General features: G+C 68.8%; 13 protein-coding genes and 3 pseudogenes. 6 read left to right on the forward strand and 10 right to left on the reverse strand.

What is annotated here, in order from left to right; genetic code table 11:
- The first annotated feature begins 47 nt into the window (after window positions 1–47).
- On the forward strand, window positions 48–2,996 hold the full coding sequence (locus FHU30_RS41900; protein WP_253883301.1) for a Tn3 family transposase: 2,949 nt from the start codon (window positions 48–50) through the stop codon (window positions 2,994–2,996).
- Between the two features lie 221 nt (window positions 2,997–3,217).
- On the opposite strand, the pseudogene FHU30_RS47495 reads toward FHU30_RS41900, so the two are convergent.
- A pseudogene (locus tag FHU30_RS47495) lies at window positions 3,218–4,444 on the reverse strand (tyrosine-type recombinase/integrase); the annotation flags it as partial.
- A 629-nt stretch (window positions 4,445–5,073) separates the two neighbouring features.
- Window positions 5,074–6,141 carry a tyrosine-type recombinase/integrase gene (locus FHU30_RS41910; protein ID WP_253883302.1) on the reverse strand — a complete coding sequence of 356 codons (1,068 nt, stop codon included), beginning with the start codon at window positions 6,139–6,141 and terminating at the stop codon, window positions 5,074–5,076.
- 84 nt (window positions 6,142–6,225) lie between these two features.
- Between FHU30_RS41910 and FHU30_RS41915 the strand changes: the two are divergent.
- Window positions 6,226–6,627: pseudogene (locus FHU30_RS41915) on the forward strand (Tn3 family transposase); the annotation flags it as partial.
- A 314-nt stretch (window positions 6,628–6,941) separates the two neighbouring features.
- Here FHU30_RS41915 and FHU30_RS47840 read toward each other — a convergent pair.
- From FHU30_RS47840 to FHU30_RS41940, 6 genes and pseudogenes are all read right to left on the reverse strand, one after another.
- Window positions 6,942–7,409: a TerC family protein gene (locus FHU30_RS47840; protein ID WP_372504057.1), complete on the reverse strand. Its 468-nt coding sequence runs from the start codon at window positions 7,407–7,409 to the stop codon at window positions 6,942–6,944.
- Window positions 7,410–7,516: 107 nt separating this feature from the next.
- Window positions 7,517–7,975 (reverse strand): annotated as a pseudogene (locus FHU30_RS47845) (TerC family protein); the annotation flags it as partial.
- Window positions 7,976–8,061: 86 nt separating this feature from the next.
- Complete coding sequence (locus tag FHU30_RS41925; protein ID WP_253883304.1) at window positions 8,062–9,051, reverse strand: acyl-CoA desaturase; 990 nt, start codon at window positions 9,049–9,051, stop codon at window positions 8,062–8,064.
- A 47-nt stretch (window positions 9,052–9,098) separates the two neighbouring features.
- Complete coding sequence (locus tag FHU30_RS41930) at window positions 9,099–9,668, reverse strand: STAS domain-containing protein (protein ID WP_253883305.1); 570 nt, start codon at window positions 9,666–9,668, stop codon at window positions 9,099–9,101.
- Entirely contained in the window at window positions 9,665–10,267 is a 603-nt protein-coding gene (locus FHU30_RS41935) for a DUF5994 family protein (RefSeq protein WP_253883306.1), read from the reverse strand. The genes FHU30_RS41930 and FHU30_RS41935 overlap by 4 nt, the downstream gene beginning before the upstream one ends.
- Complete coding sequence (locus FHU30_RS41940; protein ID WP_253883307.1) at window positions 10,251–10,670, reverse strand: LapA family protein; 420 nt, start codon at window positions 10,668–10,670, stop codon at window positions 10,251–10,253. Before FHU30_RS41940 ends, FHU30_RS41935 begins: the two co-directional genes overlap by 17 nt.
- 205 nt (window positions 10,671–10,875) lie before the next feature.
- Here FHU30_RS41940 and FHU30_RS41945 point away from each other — a divergent pair, with 205 nt between their 5' ends.
- From FHU30_RS41945 to FHU30_RS41955, 3 genes are all read left to right on the forward strand, one after another.
- Complete coding sequence (locus tag FHU30_RS41945; RefSeq protein ID WP_253883308.1) at window positions 10,876–11,808, forward strand: tyrosine-type recombinase/integrase; 933 nt, start codon at window positions 10,876–10,878, stop codon at window positions 11,806–11,808.
- Window positions 11,809–11,846: 38 nt separating this feature from the next.
- Window positions 11,847–12,779: a YihY/virulence factor BrkB family protein gene (locus FHU30_RS41950; RefSeq protein ID WP_253883309.1), complete on the forward strand. Its 933-nt coding sequence runs from the start codon at window positions 11,847–11,849 to the stop codon at window positions 12,777–12,779.
- Window positions 12,780–12,908: 129 nt separating this feature from the next.
- Window positions 12,909–14,032, forward strand: a protein-coding gene (locus FHU30_RS41955; protein ID WP_372504062.1) for an IS3 family transposase whose coding sequence is annotated in 2 segments (ribosomal slippage) — window positions 12,909–13,128 and window positions 13,128–14,032 — 1,125 coding nt in all. Because the reading frame shifts where the segments join, the coding sequence is not laid out codon by codon here.
- 331 nt (window positions 14,033–14,363) lie between these two features.
- On the opposite strand, the gene FHU30_RS41960 is transcribed toward FHU30_RS41955, so the two are convergent.
- Complete coding sequence (locus tag FHU30_RS41960; RefSeq protein ID WP_253883310.1) at window positions 14,364–14,885, reverse strand: hypothetical protein; 522 nt, start codon at window positions 14,883–14,885, stop codon at window positions 14,364–14,366.
- A gap of 425 nt (window positions 14,886–15,310) precedes the next feature.
- Between FHU30_RS41960 and FHU30_RS41965 the strand changes: the two genes are divergently transcribed.
- Entirely contained in the window at window positions 15,311–15,748 is a 438-nt protein-coding gene (locus FHU30_RS41965) for a methyltransferase domain-containing protein (protein WP_253883311.1), read from the forward strand.
- Window positions 15,749–15,829: 81 nt separating this feature from the next.
- Here FHU30_RS41965 and FHU30_RS41970 read toward each other — a convergent pair whose 3' ends face one another.
- Window positions 15,830–16,576: an NUDIX hydrolase gene (locus tag FHU30_RS41970; protein ID WP_253883312.1), complete on the reverse strand. Its 747-nt coding sequence runs from the start codon at window positions 16,574–16,576 to the stop codon at window positions 15,830–15,832.
- Window positions 16,577–16,622: the final 46 nt, after the last annotated feature.

The following is a 16,622-nucleotide window of genomic DNA, read 5'->3' on the forward strand; positions in this document are numbered from 1 at the left end:
CTACGGTTCGTGAGCGTTCGTGCGTTCTGTGGCGTGTGGGGTGGTTGATGTCGACCCGGTTCCTGTCGGATGAGCAGGTCGAGCAGTTGCGGTCGTTCCCGGATATCGGCCGGGAAGAGCTGATCAAGTACTTCACGTTGACGCCGCGGGATCATGCGTTCCTGGACGCGCCGGGCCGTGGCGCCGACGCGCGCCTTGGTCTGGCTTTGCAGCTGTGCACGCTGCCGTGGCTCGGGTTCGTTCCGGACAACCTTGAGGAGGTGCCGCAGGCGGCGCTGTTGCGGCTGGCTTCGCAGCTGGCGGTGTTCCCGGGGGCGTTGGAGTACTACGCGGCGAGCACCCGGAAGCGTCCGCAGACCCGCAGTGATCATCTGAAGCTGGTGATGCGGTATCTGGGGTGGAAGACCGCGACGCCGGGCGGCCAGGAGATGAAGGAGCTGGAGCAGTTCCTGCTGGACCGGGCGATGGAGCATGACACGCCGTCGTTGCTGTTCTATCAGGCCACCCAGCATCTGATCGGCGCGCGGGTGGTCCGGCCCGGCGTGGTCACTTTGATGGAGCTGGTCGCGGCGGCTCGTGCGGGCGCGGGATCGCTGACCTCGGAGAAGGTCGAGCACTTGCTGACCGGGCAGATGCGCGGGGACCTGGACCGGCTGCTGGTGCAGGACGCGGGTCTGGGGATGACCCGGCTGGCGTGGTTGACGACGCCGGCGGTGGAGGCGACCACGGTGGCGGTGAAGCAGGCGATCGAGAAGCTGAAGTTCCTGCGTGGGATCGACGCGCACTCGCTGGATCTGTCGATGCTGCCGCCTGAACGGCGCCGGTTCCTGGCGACGCTGGGCCGCCGGTCCACCGTGCAGGGGCTGGAGCGGCGCGGGGAGCGGCGGTATCCGATCCTGCTGGCGCTGGTCGCCCAGTCCGCCGTCGACCAGCTGGACGAGGTCGTCGCGCTGTTCGACCAGGCGGTGTCGGCGCGCGAATCGCACGCCAAGGCCAAGACCAACGAGGCGCTGGCCGAGCGGGCCAAGCAGGGCGAGGCGCGCCAGCTGCTGATGGACGTCATCTTGCCGGTGCTGGCCGACCCCACCATCCCCGATGAGGACGTCGGCGCCATCTTGCGCAACGGCATCGGCATGCAAAAGCTCCGCGAGGTCGCCGCGGAGCGGTGGAACCCACTGCCCCGTGACCACGGCCGGCTGTCGGCGCTGGAGGCGTCCTACTCCTACCTGCGCAAGTTCACCCCGCAGGTGCTGGAGGCGATCGACTTCCATGGTGGGCCCGGCACCGCCGACCTGATGGAAGCCGTGCAGATCCTCAGGGAGCTGAACAGGGTCGGCGGCCGCAAGGTGCCCACCAGTGCGCCGACGTCGTTCGTTCCCGCCCGGTACGCCGACTACCTGGCCAGGGCGCGCAAGAGCGGCGACGACACCGCGTTCCGCCACTACTGGGAGATGTGCACCATCCTGGCGTTGCGCGACGGCCTGCGCAGCGGGGATGTGTTCGTGCCCGGCTCACGCCGCTACGCCGACCCGGGCACCTACCTGTACACCCCGGAGCAGTGGGAGCCGCGGCGGGCCGAGTTCTGCCACCTGGTCCGCAAACCGGCCGGTGCGGCCGAGGCGCTCGGGCAGGTCAAGGACGAGCTCCACCAGGCCCTGGGTGACCTGGAGGAGACGCTGTCGGGAGCCTCGCCGAACGATGTCGGCGAGGTCCGCCTCGATGCGGAGGGACGGTTGGTCATCCCGCCGCTGTCAGCCGAGGACATTCCCGCCGAGGCCAAGGCGTTGCGCGATGAGCTGTCGGGGATGCTGCCGTTCGTGCCGATCGCCTCGCTGCTGATCGAGCTGGACGCCCGCACCAACTTCCTGGCGTGCTTCACCCACGCCGGCGGCCGCAAGACCACCCAGTCGGTTGAGCTCAAACGCAACATCCTCGCGGTGCTGATCGCCGGTGCCACCAACCTGGGCCTGACGCGCATGTCGGAGGCGTGCGGGGTGTCCTACGACGCGCTCGCCTGGACCGCGGAGTGGTACGTGCGGGAGGAGACCCTCCGCGACGCCAACACCGTCCTGGTCAACCACCACTACGCCCTGGACTTGGCGAAGAAGTTCGGCGGCGGCACCATGTCGTCCTCGGACGGGCAGCGGTTCCCGGTCCGCGGCAAGTCGCTGACCGGCCGCGACATGAACATCCACGGCGGGCGGGTGCTGTCGACGACCACGCACGTGTCGGACCAGTGGTCGACGTACGGCACCAAGCAGATGGTGCCGACCCATCGCGAGGCCCACTACGCGCTGGATGAGTTCCTCGGTAACCAGACCGATCTTCCGATCCGCGAGCACGCCACAGATACTCACGGCGCGACGCTGGTGAATTTCGGGCTGTTCGATCTGGTCGGTAAGGCGCTCACCCCGCGGATCCGTGATCTGGGGAAGATCACGCTAGTGCGGGTCGACTCGCCGGCGGCGACGAACGCGCTGTACCCGCAGGCGGGGCCGTTGCTGGCCGACCGGTGGAACGAGGACCTGGTGGCCGGCTGCTGGGACGACCTGCTGCGCATGGCCGGGTCGCTGAAGTTCGGCGAGGCGACCGCCTCCCTGATCGTCGGGAAGTGGTCGGCCGCCTCCCGGCAGAACACCCTGGCCGCGGCACTGAAGGAGTGGGGACGGATGCGCCGCACCATCCACGCGGCCCTTATGTGGAATCAATGGCTGTCAAGTCCCGCAGGTCAGTGGCTTGCCGTTCAGCCAGGCGGGCCTTGGCGAACGTCGACGATCGGCAGCATCGTCGCGGCGGCAGGGACCCCGAGCTGGCGGGGTGTCGGTCCGGCCGGGGTCGGGACGTCGGCGAGCTGGCCGAGGAGTTTGTCCAGGGCGGCCTGGCCGTCATCGACGGCGGCCCGTTCGTCGTCGGTGAGGGGGATGGCGGCGAGCATGCGCTGCAGGTTGTTCTTGGCCTCCAGCAGCAGCGCCTTGGAGGAGTCCTTCGGGGTGTAGAAGTCACACTTGGCGCAGGCCATCCGGTGCTGGCACTGCTCGAAGAAGGTGTAGTTGCAGAACCCGTGCCCCAGGTCGTAGTACTGCCACGGCTCGCCGGCGGCCGCAGCCCCGCTCTCGACCGCGGCCCGGTCGACCAGGACCTCGATGGTGCGGATGTTGCGTTCGAAGTAGCCGGCGTCGCGGTAGGCCCTGGACAACGTGTTCGGAGTGATCTTGGCGTAGTGCTGGGTGGTGTCAGCTGACCGGTGCCCGAGCCAGGCCTGCAACTCGAACAGGGTCATCGGCTCCTTGGCGTTGTAGAGCTGCGTGGCAATCGTGGAGCGAGCCCTATGGCTGGTGATGTTGCCACGAACGTCGGTGCTTGGAACTCCGGCCTTGCGGCAGAGGGAAGGGATGACCGCGCTGTTGATGTAGGTCTTGGCCATGCGCTTGGCGCGGTGGGCGAACAGGAAGTGGACCTGCTCGGAGGTCTTGCGGTCCAGCATGGACGGCTGCTGGGGCCGGACCGCCTGCCACGCTTCGATCGCCTGGCCGAGCAGCGGGTCGACCGGCTTGGTGAAGGCGGTCCCGGTCTTGTGCGTGGGAACATCCAGGAGGCAGACGGCCTCGCTGGCCAGCACGTCACGCGCGTCGGCTGAGATCGGAACGCCGTCGTGCTGCCATCGGATGCATCCGACGCGCAGGCGAGCGATCTCGTCGCTGCGCAGCCCGCCGAACAGCCAGGTGAGGGTGACCGCCCGGATCAGCTCCATGGGGTAGCCCAGGCCGTAGGTGTTGGTCGGGCAGTCCTCGGGTTCGAGGTTGAGTCCGGCCCAGAGCAGCTTGGCCCAGATGTCGTCGGCGATGACGCGGGGGTTGGGCGCGATCAGAGCTGCGACGCTCCTGGGGGTGGCCAGAGCGCGGGATGGGTCGAATCGGCGGGCGATCCAGCCCCATTCCTGGGTGTCGCGGAAGAAGGTGCGGGTGGCGGTCAGGTAGCCGGCCTTGGTTTGGGGAGATAGCGGTTTTCCGCCGTGCCGTTCGAGGCCTGCTCGGCGCTGGACGTAGTCGCCCACGGTCATCCGGTCGACGGCTGCCACCCAGGCGGCGCAGATCTCTCGGGTCCACTGGCTGGGCTCGATCACGTCAGGGTGCTCGGCGGCGAGCCATCGGGCGGCCTTGGCCATGATCGAACGGTAGGAGCCCCGGACCTTGTGGGCGAGCGTGGAGGTGGAGTACCAGCGTTCGATCATCTCGGCCCACGCATCGGAGACGCCTTCGATGTCGGGCATCACCGCGTGGATCGACTTAGGGGGCGGGCCCGCGTGGCCGAGTGCGAACAGAGCCTTGTGAAGGCCCCGAAAGTGGCCCCGGAGGTGGTGGGCAGTGTTGGTGGGGTCTTCGCGGATGCGGTCCAGGGACTCGCTGGTCATGTCCTGCAGCAGCGGGCTCCGGTTGACCAGCATCGCCTGGATCAAGACCGTGCGGAACTGGCCGACGGCCCCTTCGGTTGGGTGGTAGCCCCACCCCTGCAGGGTGCCTGCGACCTGGGCGACGGAGTCCTCGACGACCTCTTTGCCGAAGATCCTCCAGGCCAGGGAGCGGCGGTTGAAGTTGCCGATCCGGTGAAAGTCGGTGAAGTCGCCGAGGAGGTAGGCGAACGCGGCCACGTAGGGGCGAACCGTCCCGTCGATCCAGCCGGGCCAGGCGGCCTCGAACTCGATGTGACCAGGTGCGATCAGCGCGAACCAGGTCTCGGCCGGCCAACCCCAAAAGGAGATCCCTTCGTCCAGGCAGCGGCGCAGGACCAGACCGATCGCGTCGGTCACCGCCCGCCGATGCGTCGAAGTATCCGGACACCAGCCCAAGACCGCCCGAGCGTCGTCCAGCGGTCGTAGGAGTCTGCTGATGACGGGCCACTGCGGCAGGTCCGGGTCATAGCCCCGGCGCCGTCGGACCTGCCAGTCCAACTCCCGCAGTGCCTGAAGCTCTCGCGCGGTCAGCGCGGCCTGGCGGTTGTAACGGCTGACATCGATGGGCCAAGGCCAGGAACGGCCGGCGACCGCCTGGACGGCAGCCGCGGAGAGCGCGGCGCTCACGCCATTCCCTCCGAGGACACGGTCGCGAGTTGGGCGAGCTGCGCGATCCGCCAGGCGTGAATCTGCTCCATGCCCCTGGCCAGCTTGTCAGCGAGGTCCCGGCCCGACAGATGGATGTACTTCATCGTGGACTCGGTGGACCGGTGCCCGGCAAAGGAAGCGATCGTGTGTAGTTCCCAGCCCATCCGGGCCAGGTCGGTCAAGCAGAGGTGCCGGGTCGTGTGCGTGGCGAAACGGGGCAGGTCAGCAGCCACGGCCAGACGTCTCACGACCTTCGACCAGGTCCACAACGTCAACGGGTCGCCGTGGTTGCGCCGCGACTCCGACAAGAACAACGGGCCACGGGCCCGGCTGATCGTCGCCCGGTGCCGCAGGTAGCACGCCAGCAGCACCCCGGTCGAGGCCGAGTACGGCACGACCCGCTCGTAACGGTTCTTGGTGGTCTCGGCGCGAACGCGCACCGTACGGCGCCCGGGATCAAGGTCGTCGGTGCGCAACGCGCACAGCTCCTCGCGGCGCAACGCCGAGTCGTAGGCCAGCGCCAGCATCACCCGATTCCGGGACGGCTCCTCCCTGGCGACCTCCAGGAAGGCCAGCCACTCCTGGTCGGTGGGGATCCAAGGCAGCTTGGTCAGACGCGGCACCAGCCCGCGTTGGTGGCCGCCGAACCGCCGCCCGGGGGTGTAGCGGCCACGCCCGACGGGGTTGGAGTCGCGCACGCCCTCCTCGATGAGGAAGTCGTAGAACAGCCGGACCGGCACCAGCCGCTGCTGGATCGTGGCGTTGGCCAGCCCCGACCCCGAATCGATCGACACGACGTTGGCACCACGGCGACTCGGGCGCGTGCTGAGCTCGCGCACATGCCCCGCGACATGCTCCCGAGTCGCCTGCACCGGATCGATTCCTTCCCGCTCGCACCGGTCCAGGTACTCCGCCAGTCCTCGGGCATAGGCGTCGATCGTCCTGTGCGCACGGCCCAGGTCAGTCCAGATCCGCAACCAGCCGATCGCCTGCTCATGCCGACCCAGAACAGGCCACTTCTCCTCGAGTACGACGGGGGGCAACGCTTCTCCTCAGTTCGTGGTGAGACCGCGCAGAGCATGATCGCTCCTACGGCCTGATTCCACGTAACTGATAGCTACCTATCCGACCCGCTGTACCGCAGGAGGATCTCCCGGCAGCTCAACAAGGGCGAGTCCCTGCACGCGCTGCGCCGCGACCTGCACTACGCCCAGCAGGGCACCATCGTCCGGCCCCACTTGCAAGACCAGACCGAACAGGCCTGGTGCCTCACCCTCTTGACGAACGCGGTGATCACCTGGACCACCGAGTATTACGGCATGGCCATCGGCGAACTACGCGGCCAGGGCCGCGACGTCCCCGACGAACTGCTGTCGTACATCGCCCCGGGCCACCGCGAGAACATCAACTTCTTCGGCTTCATCAACGTCGACATCGAAGCCGAGCTCGCCAAGCTCATCGGCGGCTGGCGGCCGCTGCGCCCCGCCACCGTCACCGACGCCGGCACCACTTTCATGCTCCATCCGTGACGTTGAAGATGGATGTCGGCGACGGAACCTCTGGCCTCGACCACGGGGCCTGGCGCGTGTGCGCCGGGGTGTGGGCCGGCGGCACCGGGCAACGGTGTCCGGCGGCTGCTCATCGGTGCCGCGGGCTAGGGACGCGGGTGGCCGTCCAGAACCTGGCCGCATGACAGGACACCACGATGCTGCTGGCCGGAGTGCCCGCCCGGATGCACATGCTGGTGAAACTGGCTCGCCTGGAGGGCCACTTCGAGATGACGACCCCGTCGCGTTGAAACAGCTTGCCGCCGTGGGGCACACCAATCAGCAGTTCGGCCGTGTCACGGTCGCGCCGCGGGTTGGCGCGGTCGCCGCTCCTCGGTTGTCCAGATGTCGGGTGCCGCGTCGGTCGCTGCCGGGCCGGTGGTCACGGGCGGGGCAGGCGGGCGGGGGCGTCTCAGGCTCGCGGCTACTGCCACCGTCAGGACGGTGATGATGACCGCCCGGCTGACCAGGGAGGGGATCTCTGGAACGCCGGGGTGGATGGTCTTGTGGGCGGCCTGGAGGACGAGTTTGACGCCGATGAAGGCCAGGATGACCGCCAGTCCTTTGCTGAGGTGGTGGAAGCGGTCCAGCAGCCCGGCGAGCAGGAAGTACAGCGCGCGCAGGCCCAGGATGGCGAAGGCGTTGCTGGAGTAGACGATGAAGGTGTCGTCGCTGACCGCCAGTACGGCCGGGACGCTGTCGACGGCGAAGACCAGGTCGGCAGCCTCGATCGCGACCACAACGGCCAGCAGTGGGGTCGCCACGCGCCGTCCGGCCTGCCGGACGATGATCTGGTTCCGGTGTACTCGTTCTGGACGGGGATCAGCTTGCGCAGCAGCCGCACTGCGACGCTGGTGCCGGGGTCGAAGCTGCTCTGGTCATGTTTGAGGATCTTGTAGGTGCTGTAGAACAGCACCGCGGCGAACACGAACAGCACCATGGTGAAGCGGCTGACCACCGCCACACCCAACGCCAGGAAGATCCCGCGGAACACCAGCGCCCCGAAGATGCCGAAGAACAGCACGCGGTGCTGGTAGGCGCGGGGGACCTTGAAGTAGGCGAAGATCAATGCGAAGACGAAGAGGTTGTCGACCGACAGGCTCTTTTCCAGCAGCCAGGCGGTGGTGTACTCGGTCGCCGCGGTCGCGCCCAGCACGGCGTACACCACCACGGCGAAGATCAGCGCGAGGCCGACCCACAGCCCGCTCCAGACGGCGGCTTCGCGAAAGCCGATGATGTGCGCGCCGCGGTGGGCCAGCAGGTCCACCGTCAGCGCGATGATCACCGTGGCGGCGAACGCCGCCCACAGCCACAGCGGGACATCGAGCACGGCCCCTCCCTCCCTAGGTGTTCAGTGGCGCCGACTTGGGCTCCATCGCTCTTGCGGGCCCCCCAAAGCGGTGGGGCCCGCGCGGGTCACCGGCCCGTGGTCGCTGCACCGGTTCGCGGCCTGGTGGTGGGCCAGTGCACGTTTGTGGCCCAGCCGAGGCGTTCGAACAGGCGGATGAGGTCGGCGGACAGGTCGATCTGGCCGGGTTGGCGGCCGTGCCGGGCGCAGGTGGGGTCGGAGTGGTGGCCGTTGTGCCAGCTTTCGCCCAGCGAGGGCAGGGCCAGTGGCCACAGGTCGGTGGAGCGGTCGTGGCGGCGGGTGCGGTGCGGCCGGTCACCGAACAGGTGGCACAGGGAGTTGACGCTCCAGGTGATGTGCTGGAGCAGGGCGATGCGGATCAGCCCGGCCCACAGGAGCGCGGTGGCCGCGCCGTACCAGGTGCCGGTGATCGCCCAGCCGAGCGCCGCGGGCAGGGCCAGCGATGCCGCGCACAGCACGGGGAAGGCGCGGGCGATACCGACCATGGCGGGTTCGGCGAGCAGGTCGGGTGCGTAGCGGGCGGTGGGGGTGGGGTCGTTGCCGAACATCCAGCCCAGGTGCGCATGGGCCAGGCCGCGTAGTTGCCCGCGCGGGCCGGTGCCGTAGCGGTAGGGGGAGTGCGGGTCGCCGGGCCGGTCGGTGAAGGCGTGGTGGCGGCGGTGGATGGCGACCCAGTCGATCACGTTGCCCTGGAAGCTCATCGAGCCCAGCACGGCCAGGGCCAGGCGGAGCGGGCGGCGGGCGGTGAAGCTGCGGTGGGTGAGCAGCCGGTGGAAGCCCACGGTGACGCCGAAGGCGGTCACCGTGTACAGCGTCAGGGTGAGCAGCAGGTCGGTCCAGGTGATGGCGTGTCCCCAGGCCAGCCAGATCGCGGCGGCCAGGCCGAGCAGCGGTGCCACGACGATCGTGCCGGTCAGCGCCATCTGCCTGCGGCGCGGGCCGGGCATGGCGGTGGGCGGGCCGTCGACGCGGGGGAAGGCGCCGCCGTCGTAGCCGGCGCCGTCGGGACGGGACTGGGAGATCTGGTCGATGCTCATGAGAATGCTTCCTGAGTGTGCTTGCTCGGCGCGTGGCGGGCATCGCCTCAGCCGGTGTGCGCCACGGGTCCGGTGTGCGTCGCGGGCGGAGCGAGCGATTCGCGCACTGTGGGGCGGACGGTGAGGCTGCGGTCCAGTCCGGTGATGCGCAGCAGTTTGGCGACCTGCGGCCGGGGGTTGGCCAGGTGCATGGTGATGCCGAGTCCGGTGGCGCGCCGCCCGGTGCCGATCAGCACGGCCAGCCCGGCCGCATCGCAGAACGTCACTTCACCCAGGTCGAGGATCAGAATCCGGCTGCTGTGGTGCAGCGTGCCGATCAGGTGCTCGCGCAGTGCCGGGCTGGAGGCGATGTCGAGGTCGCCGTGCAGGGCGACGATGGTGTGGCCGGGCCGCCCGTGGCCGGGCAGGCCCCTTTTGGTGCGGGCCTGGGAACGACGGACGGTGGTGAGACTGGGGGCTCCGGCGTACCAGGTGGACGCGGTGGAGGCGATGGTGGTGGGGGTGGTGGTGGGGGTGGTGGCGGTGGGGGTGGACACGGCGGTCATGGCGATCTCCGATCGCGGGTAGGGCGGGTAGGTGGGCCCGGCGGCGTCGACGGGACGGCGGGCGCGGGTCACCGCGCTTCCAGGTGTTCGCGCAGTCGCCCGCCTTCAGATTCCCAGGTGCCTTCCGAGGTGCTCTGAAGGGGTTCCTCGGGTGCGGCCGGGCACTGCGGGCCGGTCGATGCGGTGAGTGCGGCCCGCAGTTCGGGAGCGCGCAGGTGGTTGGCGGGATGGGCGGCCAGTTCCAGGGCCGCGCGGGCGGCCGCGCGGGCGGTGGCGGCCGGGACGGTGAGCAGGTCCATACGTCGGCCGTCGGCCCAGATCGCGGTGAGCAGCCCGGTGGGCAGGCTGTCGAACCAGCTGAGCCGCACCACCCGGGTATCGGCCGGGCCGTCCCTGTCCGCGTCGATGCGCAGCCGCCGGGGCCGGCTGTCCCAGTCGGCCCCGCACAGCATGATGTGGGCGATGGGCCGATGGTCATCGGCCGGGCCGTGGGCCTGCAGGGCCAGGACCAGACCGGGCAGCTCGGCGACCGGGTCGGCCGAGCGGGGCCACCAGCCGCCGTCCAGCGGCGTCCCGGGCGCGCCCGGGGGAAGCGGCGGCCGCAGGTGCAGCCGTGGTGTCGAAGGCGGGGAGAGACTGATCGTCGTTGCGCGTTCAGCGGTGGTCCACATGGCCGGGGCCCGCTTCCTTGGTGGTCGGCTGCTGCGGCTGGCCGTTGTGCTGCGGGCGGTTGGCGGGCTGCTGCCCGGCCTGGTCCCCGGTGCGACGCCGACGGGCCAGACGGCGTACCTGGGTGATGCGGGCGGTGCCCAGGATCAGCGTGACCACGATCCCGGTGACCATCGCGATCAGTAGCGCGACCGCCAGCGGCAGGTCGCCGTGCAGGCCGGCGAAGGAGATCTGCACCCTGCCGGTGTTGCTGAGCAGGAACACGATGAAGACGATCAAGACGACCGCAGCGGCCCACAGGCCCGCCCACGCCGCGCTGGTGCGCGACACCGGAACCGATCGCGGCCGGTCGTTCGACGCTGGGGCGGGCCGCTGCGGGGTGCGGGACCATCGCAGGATCGGCATGACATCCCCCTTCCCGGGGGTTCAGCCGGTGTGGCGAGTCAGCCTCAAGGCGGGGATGTCGTCGTTGCCGGATGTCTTCACTCTACCCCAGAAACTTCTGATATTGTCGAATATCAGAAGCAAACTCCGAGCTGGGCTTCTGATATCGCCGCGATCCGGCACGGCGAAGCCCCGGAAACCACTTCTGATATCACGAGAGGACGCGATGACCCGTCGTCGCCAGCAGGTGCCCGACGTCTACGCCGGTGTGCACACCGACTACGCCGCCGCGCTGGCCGGGGCGCCCCTGGACGCCGACACCCGCCGCGCCTACGACTCCCGGGTGCGCGCCTACCTGGCCTGGCTCGATGCCACCGGCGAGCTCGACGGCGGCGACCCGCTGGCCGACGCGCACGCCCGCGACTTCGCCGCCCGCGACTACAAGACCCACCTCAAGACCGTGCTGGGCCGCTCCGACCACACCGTCAACGCCCACCTGACGGCCCTGGACCACTTCTACGACCACCTCGGCCTGGGCAAGGTCGGCGTCCGCCGCGCCCCCGCCCCCCGCCAGGCCCCCCGCGCCCTGACCGCCCGCCAGCAGAAGAGCTTCCTGCGCGCCGTCGAACGCTGCCCGCTCGCCCGCGACCGCGCGATCGGACGGCTGCTGTTCTACTCCGGCATCCGCGTGTCCGAACTGGTCGCCCTCGACCTCGACGACGTGCCGATCTCGGCCCGCAAGGGCGCCGTCCGGGTGCGCGCGGGCAAGGGCGAGCTCGCTCGCCAAGTCCCGCTCACCGACCCCACCGCCCGCACCGCCGTCGCCGAGTGGAAGACCGACCGCGCCCACTGGCGCGGCGCCGACACCGCCGCGCTGCTGCTCAACCGGCGCGGCGGCCGCCTGTCCGCACGCGCCGTCGACCAGCTCCTGGACGACATCGCCATCGAGGCGGGCCTGGTCGACGAGCACGGCACCCCGACCGTCTCCGCCCACATCCTGCGACACACCTTCGCCACCAACCTCCTGCGCGCCGGAGTCGACATCGTCATCGTCGCCGAACTCCTCGGCCACGCCCGCCTGGACACCACCCGCCGCTACACCCTGCCCACCCCCACCGACCTCGAAGACGCCGTCGCCCACCTCCCCACCGATCAGTAACCCCCTGAGCCGTCACCTAACACGGGGTATGGCCACGCATGACCAGCAAAGACGACCAGAACGAGCCGCCCGGGCCGACTCATCCGGACCGGACGCCCGGCGGATGGCGTGGCCGCTTGGCAGGACGGACACGGCAAGGATGGCGGCTGACCCGCCGAACCGTCGCACAGGCATGGTCGGACCGGGTGCTGGGCCTGTCAGCCGAGGCCGGTTTCTGGGCCCTGCTGTCGCTGACCCCGTTGCTGCTGGTGCTGGTCGCCGGCATCGGCTACCTCACCCCGCTGTTCGGCACCCACGTGGTCACCGACGTAGAGACCCGGATCCTGACCGCCGCCGAGCAGATACTGGCACCCTCAGCCGTACAGCAGGTCGTCAAACCGGTCCTGGCCGACGTGCTGCGGCACGGCAACGGCGGCATCGTCTCGGCCGGGTTCATCGTGGCGCTGTGGACCGGGTCGGCGGCGATGAGCACCTACGTCAACGCCATCACCATCGCCTACCAGATGCGCGACATACGCTCGGCGCTACGCGCCCGGGTGCTGGCCTTCGGGCTCTACCTGGGAGCGCTGGCCACTGGCATCATCACGCTCCCCGTGCTGGTCGCCGCCCCCGGCTGGATCATCGCCGCCACCCCGACAACGGCCCGCCCCACCCTCACTCCGCTGGTGCGGTACGGATACTGGCCCTTCCTGATCGTGGCCTGCACCGCCCTGCTGGTCACCCTCTACCACCTGGCCACCCCCGTACGCGGCCCGTGGCGCCGCGACCTACCCGGCGCGATCATGGCCATGCTGCTGTGGCTGGGCGGCAGCCTGGCACTGCGCTGGTTCCTCTCAGCAGCGATCACCCACAACGCCGCCTACGGCGTCCTGGCCGCACCCGCCGCGGCACTGCTGTTCCTGTACGCCACCGCCCTGGCCGTGCTGCTCGGCGCCGAACTCAACGCCCAACTCAGCCGCCCCCCACCATGACAACCCTGAGGTGCCCCGGATCTTCCGGACACGTCCATAGCTAGGATTGTGGACGAACCGGAAGGAAGGTCATTGGCAAGGCGTAAACGGCGGTACTTCTCCCAGGAGTTCAAGGACGAGGCCGTCCGGATGGTGCTGGACGGTCCGCGGCCCATCACCCATGTGGCACGAGACCTGGATGTGCACGAGACCACCCTGGGATCCTGGGTGAAGGCGTATCGGCTGACGCACGGCGCCGACACGCAGGCCGCATCGGGTCCGGGCGAGGGCAGGACCGAGCGGGAACTCCAACTCGAACGCGAGAACCGGAGGTTGCGCGAGGAGAACGCCTTCCTGAAAAAAGCCGCGGCCTTCTTCGCCAGGGAACACCCGTGACCGCCAAGTACGAGTTCATCGACGCGGAGAAGGCCAACCACAGCATTATCGATATGTGCGCCTGGCTGCATGTTTCGCGCTCGGGGTTCTACGAGTGGCGGCGGCGGCCGGCCTTGGCGACCCGCGAACGCCGCGAGCGGCTCAAGTTGATGATCGAGGCGGTCTTTGCGGCCAACCACCAGACCTATGGCTATCGGCGGGTGCATGCGGTTCTGGCTCGGTCGGGTGTTCGGGTGTCGCCGGAACTGGTCCGGCAGCTGATGCGCGAGCTGGGTCTGGAGTCGGTGCAGCCGCGGCCGTGGCGGCCGGTCACGACCCGGGCCGACGGCCCGGGCGCGGTCCCCGACCTGGTCCGCCGCGACTTCACCGCCGCCGCGCCGGGCACCAAGCTGGTCGGGGACGTCACCTACATTCCCACCTGGGAGGGCTTCGCGTATCTCGCGACGGTGATCGACTGCCACTCCAAGATGGTGGTCGGGTGGGCGATGGGCGACCATTTCAAAACCTCGCTGCACACCGACGCCCTGGATGCGGCCGCAAGGAACATCGACATCGAGCCCGGATGTGTCTTCCACTCCGATCGCGGGTCGAATTACATGAGTGCCGAGTTCGGTCGGCACCTGGCCGGGCATGGAATGCGCCGGTCGGTGGGCCGGACGGGCGTATGTTGGGATAATGCCTTGGCCGAGTCGTTTTTCGGGGCGTTGAAGAACGAGTGGCTGAACCGTATGGTATTTGCCACGCGCGCGAAGGCCCGCCGGGCGTGCATGCGCTACATCGAGGGCTTCTATAATCGACGCAGGCTACATTCCGCGAACGGGTACCGGACCCCATGGGAGGTCCACAACGAGTACCTGGACCGGCAGCAAGCCGCGTAGATCACCCATCAAGCAGGTGTCCGGAAAACGCGAGGCCCCTCACCCCCAGAGCGCGATCGCTCCCTGGAAGCCCAACCATCGCCGCTCTTGCAGCCGGGTATGCCGACCCAGCCAAACAGCAGACAGGGAAGCACCGGCTTGGCGCGGGCTGATCAGGCGCCTACCCGAGAACATCCACAGCCTCGCGATCTCACCGCTTTCACCGACCGTAGCCGTCGCCGCCGCACTCGCCAACCAAAGATCCGAGCAGGCGACACCGCCGCTGATCTAGAACCCCGAACAACGTCATCGCCGCAGGTCAGACCTATATCCGTTGGATTTTCGGCGATTGCTACCGGGACCCCAACAGCGGAATCCAGTCCAGCATCGGCTGGGACATGCGGCGAACCGCGCGCAGGCGGTCGGGATCGTCACCCAGGGACTGGATGATCATGAACGCGTGGCTGGCGAGACTGCCCGTCACCCCAGCCAGCACCTCGGCGTACAGCAGCCATACCCCCCGCCTGGCCACCTCCTCGCATTCTTCGACGAGGTTCCGCCCAGCGGGGTCGATGTCCAGGTCCTGCGCGTCAGCGGTGACAATGGTGTAAAGAAGCAGCATGAAGGTCACACGAGAGTCGATCGTGAGGTCTTGGGTCAACGCGGCCATGCAGACCTTGGTGACGGGTACCGCCACCTCATATATCACGTCCCCGTCGAACACGTGCCGTTCGAAGGCGTTTACCCGCGGCGACCCGTCACCCGCCTCCGCCAGGTAAAGCAGGTCTTCGGCCACATGGACGGCGGTCCGACCACAGGAGCACTTGGCAGTAGGCTCAAATTGCCGATTGATTTCATTGCGCAGAAAATCCACTAGGGCTTCCTTTCCCTTCTCGAATGACACATGATATCGGGTCCGGTATTGCCGGGATTCGTTTTTCTCGGGGACTCGTGCCGCTCGGATGGTCCTTGGCTAATCGGGCGGCCCCTCCTCCTCAGTCCGGTTCGGTGGAGGTCATCGAAAAGGGTTCGCTGCTCGGCAGACACCGCATTGGCGGCTACTCGACGTGACATGGGCGTTCCGAAGGGCGACCGCAGGGGCGGCAGGAGTTTCTAGGGCGGCAGGTGTGGCAGTGGTGGGACGGCGGCGGGAACAAGGGAGACGGGAAAGACCCCAGGTGATCGAGTCTGTTCCCCGGCATCTGTTCGTTCCGGATCGCGCGTTGGCGAGGCCCCAACAGCGATGAGCCGAACTACCGCATCGACCGGGAGGCCCGGCCGCGGGAGTGGCGGGCGGCGGTGGACTCCAACACCGCGATCATCACCGGGACCGGGCTGTTCACCTCTTCGTGCTCGGCTCCGGCCACGGTGCGGGACTTCCTGTCCGCGCTGGGCCTGCGAGACCGTGACCGGGTCCTGGAGATCGGAACCGGGACCGGTTGGACAGCCGCTCTCGTCTCGCATCGGGTCGGTGCGGAGAACGTCACCTTGATCGAGATCGATCCTGATGTGCTGGCGCGGGCGACGGAGAACCTGAAGAAGGCCGGGCGCTTTCCCCGGCTGGTTCTGGGGACGGCCGGCGCATGGCGGGCGGGCCGCGGTGGGGGTGGTCTGGTGTGGTTGTGGCGGTGTGTGGCGAGGCGGGACACAGTTCGACTTTTGAGTGGGTGGCGAGGTGCTCGAAGGGGCGGCCGGGTCGTTGAGCTGCGCCTTTGTAGCCGCAGTGCCGGGACGTAGGTTGCGCTGAGCGATAGGTCTCGGCGGTTCACCCGGAAACGTCGGTGCGGGACCGGCTCGTCTGGCGTGCGGCCGCAACTCTTAGTGGAGGGCCAGCAGGCTGGGTTGGGGGTCGCCTGCATCGCTTGAGCGCAGCAGCGGAGGCGACAGCAGTTGTGCGGGGCCGCGACGGTAGAGGGCGGCCGGGCGGCCGATCTCTTGCGTGCGGTGCTCGCCGGTGGGCAGCAGGAAGCCATGTGCGCCGGTCACCTTGCGCCGGAAGTTGCTGGCATCCAGTTGCAGGCCCCAGACGGCCTCGTATACGCGTCGTAGTTCGGCGAGGGTGAACGGTTCGGTGCAGAAGGCCGCGGCGACCGTGGTGTATTCGAGTTGGAACCGTGCCCGCTCCAGTCCCTCGCGCAGGATCACTCCGTGGTCGAAGGCGAGGTCGATGTGTCCGTCCAGGATTTTCCTCACCGGTACCCATGCGGCGGTGCGGGCGTCTGTGCCGGCTTCGGCGAGCGGCATGTCGGGTCCGAGCGCCAGGTAGGCCACGGTGATGACCCGGCCGCGGGGATCGCGATCTGGGTCGCCGTAGGTGCGCAGCTGCTCCAGGTGCAGGCGGCTGCCGTCGATGCCGGTCTCCTCCTGTAGTTCGCGCAGTGCAGCGGTGTCCAGATGTTCTCCGGTGCGGACGTAGCCGCCGGGCAGTGCGGGTCGGCCTTCGAACGGGGCGTGCCCGCGTTCTATGAGCAGAACGTGCAGTTCGTCGTCGCGCACGGTGTAAATGAGGAGGTCGACGGTCACTGCGGCCTGTGCGTGGTCTCGTCCGCGGAGCTGTTCGATCACGGCACCCTCCTTGTAAAAAGTCACATTGACCTTAACGCGTCCCCGC

It is taken from the genome of Actinomadura rupiterrae, assembly GCF_024172125.1.
In the GTDB taxonomy this organism is placed as follows: domain Bacteria; phylum Actinomycetota; class Actinomycetes; order Streptosporangiales; family Streptosporangiaceae; genus Spirillospora; species Spirillospora rupiterrae.